This window comes from Pseudomonas sp. G11-1 (assembly GCF_024031555.1).
Classification (GTDB): domain Bacteria; phylum Pseudomonadota; class Gammaproteobacteria; order Pseudomonadales; family Pseudomonadaceae; genus Halopseudomonas; species Halopseudomonas bauzanensis.
Genome location: NZ_QEYQ01000001.1, coordinates 904,237 through 921,247, shown reverse-complemented (window position 1 = coordinate 921,247; position 17,011 = coordinate 904,237). Strand labels below are relative to the sequence as shown.

16 protein-coding genes are annotated in these 17,011 nt (G+C 61.7%); 9 read left to right on the top strand and 7 right to left on the bottom strand.

Going from position 1 to position 17,011, the window contains the following annotated elements; all coding sequences use genetic code 11:
• Positions 1-38: 38 nt before the first annotated feature.
• Positions 39-695 (bottom strand): histidinol-phosphatase, encoded by a 657-nt coding sequence (locus DHB74_RS04290; protein WP_036989243.1) that lies wholly within the window; start codon positions 693-695, stop codon positions 39-41.
• 145 nt (positions 696-840) lie between these two features.
• Here DHB74_RS04290 and rppH point away from each other — a divergent pair, with 145 nt between their 5' ends.
• Complete coding sequence (gene rppH / locus DHB74_RS04285) at positions 841-1,332, top strand: RNA pyrophosphohydrolase (RefSeq protein WP_036989244.1); 492 nt, start codon at positions 841-843, stop codon at positions 1,330-1,332.
• 2 nt (positions 1,333-1,334) lie between these two features.
• A complete protein-coding gene (gene ptsP, locus DHB74_RS04280; protein ID WP_036989245.1) occupies positions 1,335-3,602 on the top strand; it encodes a phosphoenolpyruvate--protein phosphotransferase in 2,268 nt (755 codons plus the stop codon).
• A 12-nt stretch (positions 3,603-3,614) separates the two neighbouring features.
• Here the strand turns inward: ptsP and DHB74_RS04275 are convergent, their stop codons facing one another.
• A complete protein-coding gene (locus tag DHB74_RS04275; RefSeq protein ID WP_499160847.1) occupies positions 3,615-4,361 on the bottom strand; it encodes an NRDE family protein in 747 nt (248 codons plus the stop codon).
• Positions 4,362-4,517: 156 nt separating this feature from the next.
• On the opposite strand from DHB74_RS04275, the gene DHB74_RS04270 reads away from it, so the two are divergent.
• The 6 genes from DHB74_RS04270 (at position 4,518) to DHB74_RS04245 (ending at position 8,759) form a co-directional block, all read left to right on the top strand.
• Entirely contained in the window at positions 4,518-5,300 is a 783-nt protein-coding gene (locus DHB74_RS04270; RefSeq protein ID WP_280164717.1) for a sulfite exporter TauE/SafE family protein, read from the top strand.
• A 13-nt stretch (positions 5,301-5,313) separates the two neighbouring features.
• Entirely contained in the window at positions 5,314-6,120 is an 807-nt protein-coding gene (gene lgt, locus DHB74_RS04265; RefSeq protein WP_280164716.1) for a prolipoprotein diacylglyceryl transferase, read from the top strand.
• Complete coding sequence (locus DHB74_RS04260) at positions 6,104-6,898, top strand: thymidylate synthase (RefSeq protein ID WP_499160846.1); 795 nt, start codon at positions 6,104-6,106, stop codon at positions 6,896-6,898. Before lgt ends, DHB74_RS04260 begins: the two co-directional genes overlap by 17 nt.
• Positions 6,899-6,983: 85 nt before the next feature.
• Positions 6,984-7,757 (top strand): ParA family protein, encoded by a 774-nt coding sequence (locus DHB74_RS04255; RefSeq protein WP_036989249.1) that lies wholly within the window; start codon positions 6,984-6,986, stop codon positions 7,755-7,757.
• A gap of 37 nt (positions 7,758-7,794) precedes the next feature.
• Complete coding sequence (locus DHB74_RS04250; RefSeq protein ID WP_083392359.1) at positions 7,795-8,310, top strand: dihydrofolate reductase; 516 nt, start codon at positions 7,795-7,797, stop codon at positions 8,308-8,310.
• 77 nt (positions 8,311-8,387) lie between these two features.
• Entirely contained in the window at positions 8,388-8,759 is a 372-nt protein-coding gene (locus DHB74_RS04245) for a DUF1090 domain-containing protein (protein ID WP_036990190.1), read from the top strand.
• Between the two features lie 39 nt (positions 8,760-8,798).
• On the opposite strand, the gene ilvD is transcribed toward DHB74_RS04245, so the two are convergent.
• Together ilvD and argA are read right to left on the bottom strand one after the other, a co-directional pair.
• Positions 8,799-10,637, bottom strand: coding sequence for a dihydroxy-acid dehydratase (ilvD, locus tag DHB74_RS04240; RefSeq protein ID WP_036989251.1), 1,839 nt, complete (start codon positions 10,635-10,637; stop codon positions 8,799-8,801).
• Between the two features lie 187 nt (positions 10,638-10,824).
• Entirely contained in the window at positions 10,825-12,108 is a 1,284-nt protein-coding gene (argA, locus tag DHB74_RS04235) for an amino-acid N-acetyltransferase (protein ID WP_036989252.1), read from the bottom strand.
• 145 nt (positions 12,109-12,253) lie between these two features.
• Here argA and amn point away from each other — a divergent pair, with 145 nt between their 5' ends.
• Positions 12,254-13,726: an AMP nucleosidase gene (amn, locus tag DHB74_RS04230; protein WP_036989253.1), complete on the top strand. Its 1,473-nt coding sequence runs from the start codon at positions 12,254-12,256 to the stop codon at positions 13,724-13,726.
• Between the two features lie 63 nt (positions 13,727-13,789).
• Here the strand turns inward: amn and argE are convergent, their stop codons facing one another.
• Genes argE through DHB74_RS04215 form a run of 3 tightly spaced genes read right to left on the bottom strand, consistent with a single transcriptional unit; the run spans position 13,790 to position 16,960 of the window.
• A complete protein-coding gene (gene argE, locus DHB74_RS04225) occupies positions 13,790-14,935 on the bottom strand; it encodes an acetylornithine deacetylase (protein WP_036989254.1) in 1,146 nt (381 codons plus the stop codon).
• A gap of 58 nt (positions 14,936-14,993) precedes the next feature.
• Positions 14,994-16,244, bottom strand: coding sequence for an inorganic phosphate transporter (locus DHB74_RS04220; RefSeq protein WP_074777670.1), 1,251 nt, complete (start codon positions 16,242-16,244; stop codon positions 14,994-14,996).
• Between the two features lie 38 nt (positions 16,245-16,282).
• On the bottom strand, positions 16,283-16,960 hold the full coding sequence (locus DHB74_RS04215; protein ID WP_036989256.1) for a TIGR00153 family protein: 678 nt from the start codon (positions 16,958-16,960) through the stop codon (positions 16,283-16,285).
• Positions 16,961-17,011 lie beyond the last annotated feature (51 nt).

The window sequence follows — 17,011 nt, the reverse complement described above, 5'->3', positions numbered from 1 at the left end:
GTAGATTGCCGGAGCCTTTTTGTTTTGCGGGAGCGGGATCAGTCGCGCAGGCTGATGATCGACCAGCCGTGCTGCTCGGCATGGGCACGCAGCACATCGTCTGGATCGACGGCGACCGGGTTGTCGACCATCGATAGCAGCGGCAGATCGTTGCGCGAGTCGCTGTAGAACCAGGCGTCCGCGAGATCGTTGCCGGTCTCTTCGAGCCAACGCTCCAGGCGGGTGACCTTGCCCTCGCGGAAGCAGGGAATATCGCAGGAGCGACCAGTATAGCGGCCATCGATTTCCTCGCATTCGGAGGCCAGCATGATATCGATGCCGTAGCGGCGACCGATGGGGCCGGCGACGAAGCGGTTGGTCGCGGTGATGATCATGGTGGTATCACCGGCCTGCTCGTGGCGGGCTATCAACTCCAGCGCCTTGGGCAGGACGAAGGGCTCGATCTTTTCCTGCATGAACTGGGTGTGCCACTGCTCCAGCTGCTCGCGGCTGTGCCGGCCCAGAGGTTCAAGGCAGAAGTCGAGGTAGTCGGTAACGTCGAGTTTGCCATCCAGGTAATCATTGAAGAACTTGGTATTGAGTGCGCCGTATGTCTGCGCATCGACGATATTGTGCGCAACGACGAATTCCCCCCAGGCGTTGTCACTGTCGGTGCCCAGCAGGGTATTGTCGAGGTCGAAGATGGCCAGTGCCACGGAATGCTCCTGTCGTTGGATGTAGCGAAGCTGCAAGGATAATTCAGGCGCGGGAGAAATGCTTGGTCCAGGCGGCATTTATGCAATTGCTGGGGCGCGCGTCTTTATGGAACAATGCATGGGAAAACAGATAAGGATACCGGCAGTGATCGACTCCGACGGCTTTCGTCCCAATGTAGGCATCATCCTGACCAATGGGTTGGGTCAGGTGCTATGGGCCAGGCGTATCGGTCAGGAGGCCTGGCAGTTTCCGCAGGGCGGTATCCAGCGCAATGAAAGCCCCGAGCAGGCACTGTATCGGGAGCTGCATGAAGAAGTCGGCTTGCTGCCGGAGGATGTGGAAATCCTCGCCTGCACCCGTGGCTGGCTGCGCTATCGTCTGCCGCAACGGCTGATTCGCAGCCACTCCCAGCCGGTCTGCGTCGGCCAGAAGCAGAAGTGGTTCCTGCTGCGGCTGGCCTGCGAGGATGAACGAGTCTGCATGACCCGGACCCCCAAGCCCGAGTTTGATGGCTGGCGCTGGGTCAGTTACTGGTATCCGCTGGGTCAGGTGGTGGCCTTCAAGCGGGACGTGTATCGCCGGGCCATGAAGGAGCTGGCACCGCGTCTGCCGCTGAGTGAGCTGACCGGATGTTGAATATGCTCAATACGCTTCGGCGTATCGTCCAGGAAGTCAATTCGGCCAAGGACCTGGCGTCTGCATTGAAAATCATCGTCCGCCGCGTGCGCGAGGCGATGGAAACCCATGTCTGTTCCGTCTATCTGCTCAATCCCGATACCGATCGCTATGAATTGATGGCCACCGAGGGCCTGAACCAGGACGCGGTCGGGGTGGTGAGCCTGGGCAGCAATGAAGGCCTGATCGGCTATGTCGGTATTCGCGAGGAGCCAGTCAACCTCGAGGACGCCGCCGCCCACCCGCGATTCCGCTACTTCGCCGAGACCGGCGAGGAGCGCTATGCCTCCTTCCTCGGCGTGCCCATCATCCACCACCGTCGGGTCATGGGTGTACTGGTGATCCAGCAGAAAGAGCGCCGTCAGTTCGACGAGGTGGAAGAGTCCTTCCTGGTGACCATGAGCGCCCAGCTCGCTGGCGTCATCGCCCATGCCGAGGCGACCGGAGCGATGCGCGGTTTGGGCTGGAGTGGCGAGGTGATTCAGGACACCCGCTTTGATGCGGTGCCCGGCGCGCCAGGTATTGCCATGGGCCGTGCGGTGGTGATGCTGCCGCCCGCTGATCTCAAGGCCGTACCGGACAAGGAAATCAAGGATATCGATGCTGAAATCGCCTTGTATCGCAAGGCGGTGGAGGCGGTGCGGGTCGATATCAAGCGGCTGTCGGCAAAGCTGTCTGCACAGCTGCGCCCCGAAGAGCTGGCGCTGTTTGATGTCTACCTGATGATGTTGGACGACTCATCCCTGGGTAATGAAATCATCAAGGGCATTCGCGAAGGGCAGTGGGCCCAGGGTGCCCTGCGCGATGTCATCAACGCCCATGTGGCGCGTTTCGAGTTGATGGATGATCCCTATCTGCAGGAGCGGGCGTCGGATATCAAGGATCTTGGTCGCCGGCTGCTGGCCTGCCTGCAGGAAGCCGGGCGCCAGCGACTGGTGTTTCCGAAGCGGACCATTCTGGTCGCCGAGGAGCTGACACCGGCGATGCTCGGCGAGGTACCCAAGGATCGACTGGTCGGGCTGGTCTCGGTATTGGGCTCGGGCAGCTCCCATGTGGCCATCCTGGCGCGGGCCATGGGCATCCCCACCGTCATGGGCGCGGTGGACCTGCCGTACCTGCGCATGGACAAGCTGGAACTGATCGTCGACGGCAACGCCGGTGAGGTCTACTCCAACCCTTCCCAGGAGCTGCGGCGGCACTACCGCGAGCTGATCCGCGAGGAAATGGAACTGTCCCATGGGCTGGAGAAACTGCGTGCCGAGCCTTGCATTACCCTGGACGGCCATCGCGTACCGCTGTGGGTGAACACCGGTCTGTTCGCCGATATCGCCCGGTCGCTGGATCGCGGCGCCGAGGGGGTGGGGCTGTACCGTACCGAAGTGCCCTTCATGATCCAGGACCGCTTCCCCAGCGAGAAAGAGCAGCAGGCAACCTATCGGGAGCAGTTGCAGGCCTTTCATCCGTTGCCGGTGACCATGCGCACCCTGGATGTGGGGGGCGACAAGGCGCTGAGCTACTTCCCGATCAAGGAAGACAACCCTTTCCTTGGTTGGCGTGGCATTCGCGTCACCCTGGATCATCCGGAAATCTTTCTGGTGCAGATTCGCGCCATGCTCAAGGCCAGCGAGGGTCTGGATAATCTGCGCATAATGCTACCGATGATCAGCAGCGTCTATGAGGTAGAGGACGCGCTGCACCTGATCCACCGCGCCTATAGCGAAGTGCTGGATGAGGGCGTCAAGGTGCCCATGCCCCCGGTAGGGGTGATGATCGAAGTGCCGGCGGCGGTCTATCAGGCGCGGGAACTGGTACAGCTGGTGGATTTCCTGTCGGTCGGCACCAATGATCTGACCCAGTATCTGCTGGCAGTGGACCGTAACAATCCGCGGGTGGCGGACCTGTACCATTCGCTGCACCCAGCGGTGCTGCAGGCACTGCAGATCGTATCCCGCGCCTGCCGGGAGGCCGGCAAGCCGATGAGCGTGTGTGGGGAAATGGCCGGTGATCCCGCCGCCGCGGTGCTTTTGCTGGCCATGGGCTGCGATATGCTGTCGATGAACGCCACCAACCTGCCGCGGGTCAAATGGCTGCTGCGCCAGATCAGCCTGAGCGATGCCCAGGCCTTGCTGGACGTAGCGCTGCAGCAGGACAACGCCTACCTGGTGCAGAGTATCCTGCATCTGGCTTTGCGTAACATGGGACTGGGCAAGGTGTTGATGCCGGTGCGTTGAGCACCGGTTACCTTAGAGTTTCCAGCTCGATTCACCCAGGTCCGCACCTGCCGGACCGAAGCTCCGTTCCACGAAGGTGATGCTGTCATCGGCCTCGATAGTCAGCAGGCTGCTGGCACGCGTGCCGTAGTCGGCGCCAAGGATAAAGGTCGCCGACAATCGGCGCTCCCATTCCAAACTGACGCCGCTATCGGGTAACTGCCCATCCGGATACTCCTGTGTGTCGCTGAGCAGCGCCAGCAAGCTGTTGCTGTCGCTATCGAGGTTGGCTTCCAATCCTTGGCGCAGGCTCTGCAGCTTCGGCCAGGGGCTGTTCAGCGATGCATTGGATAGCCCATAGAGACCGGGCGCCAGCGCGCTCGCCGACCCTTCCTGACTGTTGAGATGCCAGAGCTGCTCGGGTGTACCGACCAGCAGATTGAAGCCGGCGTAATCATCCAGATCGCCGGCCAGGCTCTGCAGATAATCGCCCGGACTCATGTCCCCGGTCAGATAATCGAGCACCAGGCTGCCCCGTGAGCGCGGGCCGGGTCCGGCCTGGGGCGAGCGGATATTGGTCAGCGCGGCGAAGCGGCCGCCGCGGGTCACGCCGAGCCAGGTGCCTCCGGCCTGCAGATCCTTGCCCGCCAGCAGCTCTGGGTGGCCTTCCTCGTTCCAGAACGTGGCGGCCCGCGTGGGCCGGGGATGGAATTCGTCGCGGTTGCCGAGCAACACCAACGGTCGGCCCGACAACTGCCAGGCGAAAGCGATCAGACACATGGTCGACTCCTGATGGTTCAGCGTTTTCCTTGGTCCAGTGTACCGGCTCGCACATGGAGCGTCTCCTGCGATCCGGGGCAGCGGGCGGGGGCGGTTTTCGTTACACTAGCGGATTGTGCCGCCGCCCCAAAGCGCGGCGTATCCTGGGGAGCAATGATGGAGTTTGTCATATATCTGGTACTGGGCGCCTGTGCCGGGGTATTGGCCGGTTTGTTCGGCGTCGGCGGCGGCATGATCATCGTCCCGGTACTGGTCTACAGTTTCGCCCTGCAGGGCTTCGCTCCCGAGGTGCTGACCCATATGGCCGTGGGTACGTCCCTGGCGACTATTGCCTTCACCTCGGTCAATTCAGTGCGGGCGCACCACAAGCTGGGCGCGGTGCGCTGGCCATTGTTCCTCTGGTTGGCGCTGGGCATCGTCTTCGGCGCCGTGCTGGGCGCGCTGACCGCCTCGGCCATCACCGGCCCGCTGCTGCAGAAGATCATTGGTGTATTCGCTATCTGCGTGGCCATCCAGATGGCATTCGAACTCAAGCCGAAGGCCGCCCTCGGCGAGCCGGGCAAACCGGCGCTGACCATCGCCGGCGGCGTGATCGGCTGGGCCTCGAGTATTTTCGGTATCGGCGGCGGTTCGCTGACCGTGCCGTTCCTGGTCTGGCGCAGCGTACCCATGCAGCAGGCGGTGGCTACCTCGGCGGCCTGCGGCATGCCGATTGCCCTGGCGGGCGCCGCGAGCTTCATCTGGACCGGCTGGTCGGCCACGCCCTTGCCGGAATGGAGCCTGGGGTATGTCTACCTGCCGGCACTGGTCGGCATCGCGGCGACCAGTATATTCTTTGCCGGATACGGTGCACGTCTGGCCCACCGGCTGTCACAACGCCTGCTCAAGCGACTCTTTGCCCTGTTGCTGGTAGCCGTAGGCATCAATTTTCTGCTCTGACCTGGGGAATCCCATGCTGACTTATCCGCAGATCGATCCGGTTGCCCTGTCCCTGGGGCCGCTGCAGATCCATTGGTACGGCCTGATGTATCTGGTTGGTATCGGTGGCGCCTGGTATCTGGCCAGCCGCCGCCTCAAGCGCTTCGACCCGAATTGGACCGGGGACACCCTGTCCGATCTGGTGTTCTGGGTGGCGCTCGGGGTGATCGCCGGGGGGCGCCTGGGGTATGTACTGTTCTACGATCTGGCTGCGTATCTGAATGACCCCTCGCTGGTGCTGCAGATCTGGAAGGGCGGCATGTCTTTCCATGGCGGTCTGGTCGGGGTGCTGTTGGCGGTGCTGTGGTTTTCCCATCGTCACCACAAGAGCTTCTTCCAGTTGATGGACTTCATTGCGCCGCTGGTGCCTATCGGTCTGGGCGCGGGGCGCATCGGCAACTTCATCAATGCCGAGCTGTGGGGCAGGGCGACGGATGTGCCCTGGGCCATGGTGTTTCCCACCGACCCGGCGCAACTGGCGCGGCACCCGTCTCAGCTGTACCAGTTCGCCCTGGAAGGCGTGGCGCTGTTCACCATCCTGTGGATCTACTCGCGCAAGCCGCGCCCGACCATGGCGGTCAGCGGCTTGTTCGGCATCTGCTACGGCGTGTTTCGCTTCATCGTCGAATTTGTTCGTGAGCCGGATGCTCACCTCGGCTATCTGGCCTTTGGCTGGCTGACCATGGGTCAGCTGCTGTGTATACCCATGATTCTGGCCGGCGCCGCCCTGATGTGGTGGGCCTACCGCAAAGAGGATGCAAGGCATGAAACAGTATCTTGAGCTGATGCGCCGGGTGCGCGATACCGGCACCTTCAAGAGCGATCGTACCGGCACGGGCACCTGGAGCGTGTTCGGCCATCAGATGCGCTTTGATCTGGCCGACGGCTTTCCCATGGTGACCACCAAGAAATGCCATCTGAAATCCATCGTGCATGAACTGTTGTGGTTCCTGCAGGGCGATACCAATATCCGCTACCTGAAGGAAAATGGCGTCTCCATCTGGGACGAATGGGCCGATGAAAACGGTGATCTGGGACCGGTCTACGGCTACCAGTGGCGTAGCTGGCCGGCGCCCAACGGCGAGTCGATCGACCAGATCAGCAAGCTGATCCAGATGATCAAGACCAACCCCGATTCCCGCCGGCTGATCGTCTCGGCCTGGAATCCGGCGCTGGTGGATGAGATGGCGCTGCCGCCGTGCCATGCGCTGTTCCAGTTCTACGTGGCCGACGGCAAGCTCAGTTGTCAGTTATATCAGCGCTCGGCGGACATCTTCCTCGGCGTACCCTTCAATATCGCCAGCTACGCTTTGTTGACCCTGATGGTGGCACAGGTCTGCGATCTGCAGCCCGGTGAGTTCATCTGGACCGGCGGCGACTGCCATCTGTATGCCAACCATATCGAGCAGACGGATCTGCAGTTGAGCCGCGAGCCCTATCCATTACCGACGATGCGACTCAACCCCGAGGTCAAGGACCTGTTTGCCTTCAGCTTCGATGACTTCACCCTGGAAGGCTATCAATCCCATCCGCACATCAAGGCGCCCGTGGCGGTGTGATGCCGGGGCGGGTGGCACCTGTCATCGTATTGCAACAATTTCGTCATATGCTTAATCGGCTTATATATGGAAATGGGGAGCGGCAATGCGCAGGGTCATCTTCAACCAGAAGGGCGGTGTCGGCAAATCCAGCATTGCCTGCAACCTGGCGGCGATCAGCGCCGCCCAGGGCTATCGAACACTGCTTATTGACCTAGATGCCCAGGCCAACTCCAGCCAGTACCTGACGGGGCTGACCGGCGCTGACATTCCCACCGGCATTGCCGAGTTCTTTCACCTGATCCTCTCCTCGGGCATTGCCGCGAAGAAAGCCAGACCGCAGATCCTGGCAACCGCCTATCCCAATCTGCATCTGATTACCGCATCACCGGAACTGGCAGACCTGCAGCCCAAGCTGGAGGCCAAACACAAGATCAACAAGCTCAACCGGCTGCTGGACAAGCTCGACGGTGACTACGAGCGTATCTATATCGATACCCCGCCAGCGCTGAACTTCTACTCCATCTCGGCGTTGATCGCCGCCGACCGTTGCCTGGTCCCGTTCGACTGCGACAGTTTCTCCCGCCAGGCGCTATATGCCCTGCTGGAAGAAATTGACGATATCCGCGACGATCATAATGAGCGCCTGGAGGTTGAGGGTATTATCGTCAACCAATTCCAGCCGCGGGCGGCATTGCCACAACAGATGGTTGCCGAGCTACTGGAAGAAGGTCTGCCGATTCTGCCGGTATACCTGTCTAGTTCGGTGAAGATGCGCGAATCGCACCAGGCCTGCTTGCCGCTGGTGCACCTGGACCCCAGGCACAAGTTGACCCAGCAGTTCGTCGCCTTGCATGACCATTTGGAAGCAGCCAGCTGACATTGCCGCCCGGGACGCGGAAAGGTATTCTGCGCCGATGAAAAACCATCTTCCGCTTTCCCTGATTGCCGCCTGCGCACATGATCGTGTAATCGGGCTGGACAACCGCATGCCCTGGCATCTGCCAGCGGACCTCAAACACTTCAAGCAGACCACCCTGGGCAAACCCATCATCATGGGTCGCAAGACCTGGGATTCTCTGGGGCGGCCCTTGCCGGGCCGGCTCAATCTGGTAATCAGCCGTCAGGCCGGTCTGCAGCTCGAGGGCGCGGAGGTGTTCGCCAGTCTGGCCGCTGCCATCGCCCGGGCCGATCAGTGGGCGCGGGAGCAAGGTGTGGATGAAATCATGTTGATTGGTGGGGGCCAGCTCTATGCCGAGGCGTTACCACTGGCCGCACGTATCTACCTGACCCGGATCGACCTGACGGTGGCGGGGGATGCGTTCTTTCCGGAATTCACTGGTTGGCAATTGGTTGAGAGTGAAGCCCACGCCGCTGGGGAAACCACACCCGCTTTCCGCTTCGAAACCTGGGTCCCCTCGACCAGCGACTGATCGCTTGCCTGCAAGGCTCGCGCTGTCGCTGGATTGTCTATGCTGATGGCAGGTGTCATACATACGGAGTAATGCTGATGAAGAAGACTTTACTGGTAGCCCTGTTGCTGTCCTTGCCGGTTCACGCAGGTACCCCGGCGGCGGGTCACGAAACCTGTGCCGACAAGGAACAGCGCATCATGGAGCGCCTGCAGCGGGCTGAAGCCGCGAATAATCAGGGGCAGGTGCGGGGCCTGAATAAAGCGCTGAAGGAAGTGCGCGACCATTGCACCGAGGAAGGGCTGGCTGCCGAGCGAAAACAGCGTATCGCCGAAAGTGAGGCGGAGGTGGCGGAGCGCCGGGAAGATCTGGCCGAAGCCATCCGCGACGGGGATAAGGACAAGATCGAAAAGCGTGAGGGCAAACTGACCGAAGCGCTGCAGGAACTGAACGAAGCCCGGGCGGAGTAAACGTACTCCCGCCGGGATTCGCTCAGCGTCTTCCAGTGATCAGTCTTCCAGCATCGCCTTGTTACGCACCGCGCCTTTGTCGGCACTGGTAGCGAGCAGGGCGTAGGCCTTGAGCGCTGTGGTCACCTTGCGTGGACGGGTTTCCACGGGCTTCCAGCCCTTCTTGTCCTGTTCGATACGGCGATGTGACAGTTCCTCATCGCTCACCAGCAGATTGATGGTGCGGTTGGGAATATCGATAAGGACCTTGTCGCCGTCGCGTACCAGCCCGATGGCGCCACCCGCCGCGGCTTCCGGCGAGGCATGGCCGATGGACAGGCCGGAGGTACCGCCGGAGAAGCGACCGTCGGTCAGCAAGGCGCATTCCTTGCCCAGGCCCTTGGATTTCAGGTAACTGGTCGGGTAAAGCATTTCCTGCATGCCCGGGCCGCCCTTGGGGCCTTCGTAACGGATGATGACGATATCGCCGGCTTTCACCTCGTCGGCGAGAATACCGCGTACCGCGCTGTCCTGACTCTCGAAGATCTTCGCACGTCCTTCGAACACCAGAATCGATTCGTCGACGCCAGCGGTCTTCACCACGCAGCCATCCAGCGCGATGTTGCCATACAGTACGGCCAGACCACCTTCCTGGGAATAGGCATGCTCGACCGAGCGGATGCAGCCGTTTTCCCGGTCATCATCCAGACTCGGCCAGCGGGTGTTCTGGCTGAAGGCGGTCTGGGTCGGAATGCCGGCCGGACCCGCTTTGAAGAACTCATGCACTTCTGCATCGCTGGTCTGGGTGATATCCCACTGGGCGATAGCCTCGGCCATGCTCGGGCTGTGAACGGTGGGTACTTCGGTGTGCAGCAGACCGCCGCGGGCCAGCGCGCCGAGAATGGAGAACACGCCACCGGCGCGGTGTACATCTTCCATGTGATATTTCTGGATGTTCGGCGCTACCTTGCACAGCTGCGGCACCTTACGCGACAGGGCATCGATATCACGCAGGTCGAAATCAACCTCGCCCTCCTGGGCTGCGGCCAGCAGGTGCAGGATGGTATTGGTCGAGCCGCCCATGGCGATATCCAGGGTCATGGCATTCTCGAACGCCTTGATATTGGCAACATTGCGCGGCAGAACAGATTCATCATTGTCCTGGTAGTAGCGTTTGCACAGCTCCACCGCCAGGCGGCCGGCGCGCAGGAACAGCTGCTCGCGGTCGGCATGGGTAGCCAGCATCGAGCCGTTGCCGGGCAGCGACAGCCCGAGGGCTTCTGTCAGACAGTTCATCGAGTTGGCGGTGAACATGCCTGAGCAACTGCCGCAGGTCGGGCAGGCGCTGCGCTCGTATTCGGCGACCTTCTCGTCGGAGGCACTGTCATCGGCGGCTACCACCATGGCATCGACCAGATCCAGGCCATGACTGGCCAACTTGGTCTTGCCGGCTTCCATCGGGCCACCGGAGACGAACACCACGGGGATGTTCAGGCGCAGGGCGGCCATCAGCATGCCGGGGGTGATCTTGTCGCAGTTGGAGATGCAGACGATGGCATCAGCGCAATGCGCATTGACCATGTATTCCACCGAGTCGGCGATGATCTCGCGGCTGGGCAGGGAGTACAGCATGCCGTCATGGCCCATGGCGATACCGTCGTCCACCGCGATTGTATTGAATTCCTTGGCTACACCACCGGCCTTCTCAATCTCGCGAGCGACCAACTGACCCATGTCCTTCAGGTGCACGTGCCCGGGCACGAACTGGGTGAAGGAGTTGGCGATGGCGATGATCGGCTTCTTGAAGTCTTCATCTTTCATACCGGTAGCGCGCCACAGGGCGCGGGCACCGGCCATGTTGCGACCGTGGGTGGACGTCTTGGAACGATAATCAGGCATGTGATGTTGTCTCGTTATACGGTGATGCAGGATGCGCCTAGCATATCAATTTGCCGTCGCCCCTGCAGCCCCGCCCGCCAGGCGGAGCCCTGGGGGCGTCGAGCACCAGCTCGATGAGCGGGGCCGGTCGGGAGCGTGTAATCTGCAGGTACACAAGGTACGAGCCGATGTTCGGACCGCCCGGGTGTTACAGGCTCTTCTCGAATACCTTCGAATTGCGCTGATAGTTGTACAGCGACGCGCGCTGCTGGGGCAGGCGTGCCACCGAGCTGGGCTCAAAGCCGCGTTCGCGAAACCAGTGTGCGGTACGGGTGGTGAGCACGAACAGCGTGGTCAGCGACCGCGCCCGGGCCTGGGTCTCGATATGTTCGAGCAACTGATCACCCCGCCCGCCATGGCGGTAGTCCGGGTGAATTGCGACGCAGGCCAGTTCGGCGCTGTGTTCATCCAGCGGGTACAGGGCGGCGCAACCAATGATGGTGCCATCGCGCTCGACCAGGGTGAACTGGTTGATCTCGGTCTCCAGCACCTCGCGGGAGCGGCGCACCAGAACGCCGGCTTCTTCCAGCGGGTGCAGCAATTCCAGCAGGCCGGCCACATCCTCGATGGTTGCGGTGCGGATCTTCTCGAACGGCTCCTGGGTGACCAGGGTACCGCCGCCGTCACGGGTGAACAGCTCGGTGAGCATGGCGCCATCTTCGGCATAACTGATGATATGGCTGCGCCGCAGACCGGCATTGCAGGCCTTGCAGGCGGCGGTCAGCAACGAGCCCGGTAGGCTGTTGCCGAGCGCCGCCAGTAATGACTGGGCGCGGCTGGGCTTGAGTTCACGCAGCAGCCGCCCTTCGGCATCGAAAATGCCGGTATCGGGGCCGAACAGAATGAGCTTGTCAGCCTCCAGGGCACTGGCGGCGCTGGTGGCCACGTCTTCGCAGGCCAGATTGAATACTTCGCCGGTCGGTGAATAGCCAATGGAGGACAGCAGCACGATGGATTCGTCGTCCAGATGGCGGCTGATCGCCTTGCGATCGATCCGGCGTACTTCGCCGGTATGGTGCAGGTCCACACCGTCAATCACGCCGATTGGCTTGGCGGTGACGAAGTTGCCACTGACCACGCGCAGGCGACTACCCTGACCGGCAAGCGTGCACAGTCGAGCCTCGATGGCGATGCGCAGGCTGCCCACGGCGTCCATCACGCAGCCCAGGGTGTCGCTGTCGGTGATCCGCAGATCCTGGTGATAGCGTGAACTGAGTCCCCGCGCGCCAAGCCGGTCCTCGATCTGGGGGCGTGAACCGTGCACCAGCACCAGCCGCACCCCAAGACTGTTGAGCAGCATGATGTCGTTGACTATGTTGTTGAAGTTCGGGTGCGCGATGGCCTCACCCGGCAACAACACGACGAAGGTGCGATCGCGGTGGGTGTTGATGTAGGGTGTGGAGTGGCGGAACCATTTGACGTAATCGGACATGCGACTGTTCCGTGAAAAACGCCAGTTTGAGATATTCAGCCCTGCTCTTCAATAGCGCGGGGCCGGAATTGCCGTTGCGAATGGAATGCGGGCAAGATGTCGGGGCTCAGCCCCTACCTGACAGTGAGACAAAAGAGAGAAAGCCGTGCATCCAGGTACCGAAAAATTCATCGTTGTGCAGACCCCCGAAGAGGCTGTCGACCAGCTGTCCGCTCTGTACGAGCAGGCGGTAGGCGCATTGAGCCGTTCATTGAAAGAGTATCTGCGGGACCGCACCCGGCCGACCGCGGAGCAGCTGCGGTTGTTCCGCTATCCCGAGCTGCGCCTGACCTGGACCGGCAGCGATCCGGCGCCGACCAGCGTCCGTGCCTGGGCCAAGGTGCAGGTGCCGGGCACCTACAGCGCGACCATCACCCACCCCAAGGCCTTTCGCAGTTATTTGTTGCAGCAACTGCGCCCGCTGACCAGCGAGTTCAACGTGCAGTTGGAAGTAGGCGTCAGTCTGCAGGCGATTCCCTATCCCTATGTGGTAGAGCAGGGCGATGAGTTGGCCGGCTCGGGTGTGACGGCCGCCGAGCTGGCTCGGGTATTTCCCAGTACCGACCTGGCTGCCGCCACCGATGGCATCGCTGATGGTCTGGTCGACTGGGAGCGGAGCGATCCGCTGCCACTGGCGCTGTTCGACGCGGCGCGGACAGATTTCTCCCTGCGCCGGCTGGTGCATTACACGGGCAGCGACTGGCGTGACGTGCAGCCCTGGATTCTGCTGACCAACTACCACCGCTATGTGGATCAGTTCATCCGCCACGGGCTGGATATGCTGCTCGCCGACTCGCGGTTCTGTCGTATGGTGCTGCCGGGTAACGTAGTGGTCGAACGCGGCATGGCCGAAGGGGAAATGCAGTCGGTACTCGACAGCGTGGTCTGGCACAAATACCAGATGCCCGCCTATCACCTGCAAGCAGCCGATGGGGACGGCATTACGCTGGTCAATATTGGTGTCGGCCCGTCCAACGCCAAGAACATCACCGACCATTTGGCGGTGCTGCGTCCGCATTGCTGGCTGATGATCGGCCATTGCGGGGGGCTGCGCCAATCGCAGACCATTGGCGACTATGTACTGGCCCACGCCTATATGCGCCGCGACGGTATTCTCGACCGGGTGTTGCCGCCGAACATACCGCTGCCAGCGCTGGCCGAGGTGCAGCAGGCCCTGCAGGATGCCGCCGCGCAGGTCACCGGTGACAAGGGCGATGCGCTGAAACGGCGCCTGCGCACTGGCACCATCCTCACTTATGACGACCGCAACTGGGAATTGCGCTGGGCCCAGGAGCGTCCTCTGATCAATCTGTCCCGCGCTGTAGCCGTGGATATGGAAAGCGGCACCATCGCCGCCCAGGGCTACCGTCTGCGGGTGCCCTACGGCACGCTGCTGTGCGTCTCGGACAAGCCGCTGCACAGCGAACTCAAGCTTCCCGGCGCCGCCGGCGCCTTCTACGAGCGCGCCGTCACCCAGCACCTGCACATCGGCATCGCCGCGCTGGATCTGCTGCGTGGCCAACTGCACAGCCTGCATTCGCGCAAGCTGCGCAGTTTTGATGAGCCGTTGTTTCGGTAGGTAAGGGTTCCCCTCTCCCTTGCGGGAGAGGGTCGGGGCGCGGCGAGGGAGAGGGAAAGCTGCCTACAGACAAAACCGTCCAATCAACTGCTTCAACAATTCCACCGTCGGTGCGATCCGGTCTGTCGCCAGGAACTCATCCGGCTGATGCGCCTGGGCGATGTCACCGGGGCCGAGGATGATGGTCTGCAGGCCGAGCTGGTTCAGGTAGGGGCCTTCAGTGGCAAAGGCGACACTGCCAGCGCTGTAGCCGGTGAGTTGCTCACAGGCGCGGACGATCTCGGCAGTGGCGGGCGTGTCCATCGGCGGGACGCCGGGAAACAGCGGCTGGTAATCGATCTGCACCTGGTGGGCTTCGGCGACGGTCTTCAGGCGCTGATCGATGGTGGCGCGCAAGGCATCCGGGTCCATGCCGGGCAGCGGGCGCAGGTCGAACTCCAGGGCGCAGCGGCCACAGATGCGGTTGGGATTGTCACCACCGTGAATGCAACCCAGATTCAGGGTCGGCGTGGGTACGCTGAACAGCGGGTTGGTCCACTGTTGCTGCCAGCTGCTGCGCAGTGCCAGCAACTCGTTGATCACCTGATGCATGGCCTCGATGGCATTGCGTCCCAAAGATGGATCGGAGGAATGCCCGGCCTGGCCGATGATATCCACGCGCTCCATCAGTATGCCCTTGTGCACGCGGATCGGTTTCAGCCCGGTTGGCTCGCCGATCAGTGCGTGGCGGGCGCCGAGCAGGTCATCCGCCACCAGCGCCTGGGCCCCACCCATGGCGCTTTCCTCGTCGGCGGTGGCCAGGATGATCAAGGGGCGTTGCAGCGGCTGCTCCAGCAGCGAACGAACCGCCTCGATAATCAGCGGGAAAAAACCTTTCATGTCACAGCTGCCCAGCCCGTACCAGCGTCCGTCCGCTTCGGTCAGGGCAAAGGGATCATACTGCCAGCGCTCGGGATTGCAGGGCACGGTGTCGGTATGCCCGGCCAGCACCAGTCCGCCCGGCCCGCTACCCAGACTGGCGATCAGGTTGGCCTTGTCCGGCGCGCCGGCGACTGGCTGAATGGTGCACTCGAAGCCAAGCTCGCTCAGCCAGTCGCTGAGCAGATGGATCACCGCCAGGTTGGACTGGTCATGTTCTGGCTGGGTGCAACTGATGGAGGGGGTTTGCAGCAGGGCGGCAAATTGCGCCTTGAGCGAGGGGAGGGGCATGACAGACTCCTGGCTGACGTCAGCTGAATGGACAGCTTACGTCAGCCAGGCAGGGGCGTCAGCTGAAAATGGCCGAGAAGATCAGGAAGTAAATGATCGACAGAATAGCCCCGGCAGGCAGGGTCACGACCCAAGAGGTAAAGATGGTGCCGATCACACGCAGGTTGAGGGCGGCGATACCGCGCGCCATGCCAACCCCGAGAATCGCACCGACCAGGGTGTGGGTAGTTGATACCGGCAGGCCGAGGCCGGAAGCGCCGACGACGGTGGAGGCCGCGGCCAGTTCGGCGGCAAACCCGCGGCTGGGTGTCAGCTCGGTGATGTGCCTGCCGATGGTGGCGATCACCCGGTAGCCGTAGGTCGCCAGACCCACCACGATGCCGAGCGCACCCAACAACAGCACCCAGCCGGGCACAGTCGATTGCGCATGAATCTCACCCGATTGCAGCACGCCAGCAATGGCGGCCAGCGGACCTACGGCATTGGCCACGTCATTGGAGCCGTGGGCGAAAGCCATGGCGCAGGCGGTGAAGATCATCAGGATGGCGAAGACCCGCTCAACGCTGTTGAGGTGGGACTTGCCGGAAGACTCATCCTTGATACGGCTCATCAGCGCCACACCGATAACGGTGACCATGACACCCGACAGTACTGCCAGGCCAAAGCTCTCCAGGACCGAGAGGTTCAGACCGACATGCTTGAGGCCCTTGGTCAGGGTCATCATCGCGATGATGAAGCCCACCGCGAACATGTAAAGCGGGATATAGCGCTTGGCGTTGGCGAATGGTTCGTCGGTATCCAGGATCAGCTTATGCACGGTGACGAAGATCATGAAGGAGATGCTACCGGCCAGCAGCGGGGAAATAATCCAGCTGGATACGATAGGCACTACCCCAGCCCAGTGTACCGCTTCCACGGACACACCCACCGCCGCAAAGCCAATCACCGCGCCGATGATTGAGTGGGTGGTGGAGACCGGCCAGCCCTTGAGGGAGGCAATCAGCAGCCAGGTGCCGGCGGCCAGCAGGGCGGCCAGCATGCCGAAGATCATCTGGTCCGGCGTAATCATTGAGGAATCGACAATACCGCTGCGAATCGTCTGGGTAACCGAGCCGCCAGCCAGATAGGCTCCCAGGAACTCGAAGACCATGGCAATGATGATGGCCTGCTTGATCGTCAGGGCGCGGGAGCCCACCGAGGTGCCCATGGCATTGGCCACGTCGTTGGCGCCCACGCCCCAAGCCATGAAAAAGCCGAATAGACAGGCCAGCACCAGCAAAATGGTGCCATATTCTGCGATAAGAGTCATAAGAGAAGCTCTGTTGGATGTTGACAGATGATGGCCCGTCAACGGGCCATGAGGATTTCCAGGCGATTGCCTACACGTTCGGCCCGGTCAGCCACATCACCGATCCATTCGATGATCTGGTAGGTGAACATGACGTCGACAGGGGGTAATACGGACTCGCGTTTATACAGCTCGGCCCGCAATTTGATCTGCATTTCATCCGTGTCATGCTCGATGTGCTCCAGCTCGGTGATCAGCTTCTCCATGAGCTTCCTCTCGCGGCCGGCGAAACTGGTTTCCATCAGGTCGCTCAACTCCTCCATGGCCCGCAGGGCCTGGGTGGCGGCTTCGACGGAACGTTCGACGAAGCGACGGAACTGCGGCTGCACCTCGGGATGAATCTTCATCTTGCGGCCCAGCATCAAACCGGCCACATCCTTGGCGCGGTTGGCGACTTTGTCCTGTACACTCAGCAACTCCAGCAGATCCGAGCGCGGAACCGAGAGAAACAGGCTGTTGGGCAGATGAACCCGGACATCCTTCTTCATCTGGTCGGCTTCTCGCTCCAGCTCGCAGATCTTTTGCTGGACGCGCTCTGCTTCGACCCAGTCTTCCGCCATCAGGGCATCGACGAAGGGGATAAGACAGGACGCGCACTCATGTGCCTTCACCATGTGCCGTTGCATCGGGCCGATGGGTGAACGACCGAACAGATTCATGAAAGGATTGTTGGGCATGGGAAAACTCCGAGGCATGTCTGGGAGCGGATTATAATCATGGCAGAGCAA

Bases quoted from the DNA above. Each gene is read 5' to 3' on its own strand.
- ptsP (WP_036989245.1), top strand. From the start codon at position 1,335: ATGCTCAATACGCTTCGGCGTATCGTCCAGGAAGTCAATTCGGCCAAG.
- DHB74_RS04275 (WP_499160847.1), bottom strand. From the start codon at position 4,361: ATGTGTCTGATCGCTTTCGCCTGGCAGTTGTCGGGCCGACCGTTGGTG.
- DHB74_RS04270 (WP_280164717.1), top strand. From the start codon at position 4,518: ATGGAGTTTGTCATATATCTGGTACTGGGCGCCTGTGCCGGGGTATTG.
- lgt (WP_280164716.1), top strand. From the start codon at position 5,314: ATGCTGACTTATCCGCAGATCGATCCGGTTGCCCTGTCCCTGGGGCCG.
- DHB74_RS04260 (WP_499160846.1), top strand. From the start codon at position 6,104: ATGAAACAGTATCTTGAGCTGATGCGCCGGGTGCGCGATACCGGCACC.
- DHB74_RS04255 (WP_036989249.1), top strand. From the start codon at position 6,984: ATGCGCAGGGTCATCTTCAACCAGAAGGGCGGTGTCGGCAAATCCAGC.
- DHB74_RS04250 (WP_083392359.1), top strand. From the start codon at position 7,795: ATGAAAAACCATCTTCCGCTTTCCCTGATTGCCGCCTGCGCACATGAT.
- DHB74_RS04245 (WP_036990190.1), top strand. From the start codon at position 8,388: ATGAAGAAGACTTTACTGGTAGCCCTGTTGCTGTCCTTGCCGGTTCAC.
- ilvD (WP_036989251.1), bottom strand. From the start codon at position 10,637: ATGCCTGATTATCGTTCCAAGACGTCCACCCACGGTCGCAACATGGCC.
- argA (WP_036989252.1), bottom strand. From the start codon at position 12,108: ATGTCCGATTACGTCAAATGGTTCCGCCACTCCACACCCTACATCAAC.
- argE (WP_036989254.1), bottom strand. From the start codon at position 14,935: ATGCCCCTCCCCTCGCTCAAGGCGCAATTTGCCGCCCTGCTGCAAACC.
- DHB74_RS04220 (WP_074777670.1), bottom strand. From the start codon at position 16,244: ATGACTCTTATCGCAGAATATGGCACCATTTTGCTGGTGCTGGCCTGT.
- DHB74_RS04215 (WP_036989256.1), bottom strand. From the start codon at position 16,960: ATGCCCAACAATCCTTTCATGAATCTGTTCGGTCGTTCACCCATCGGC.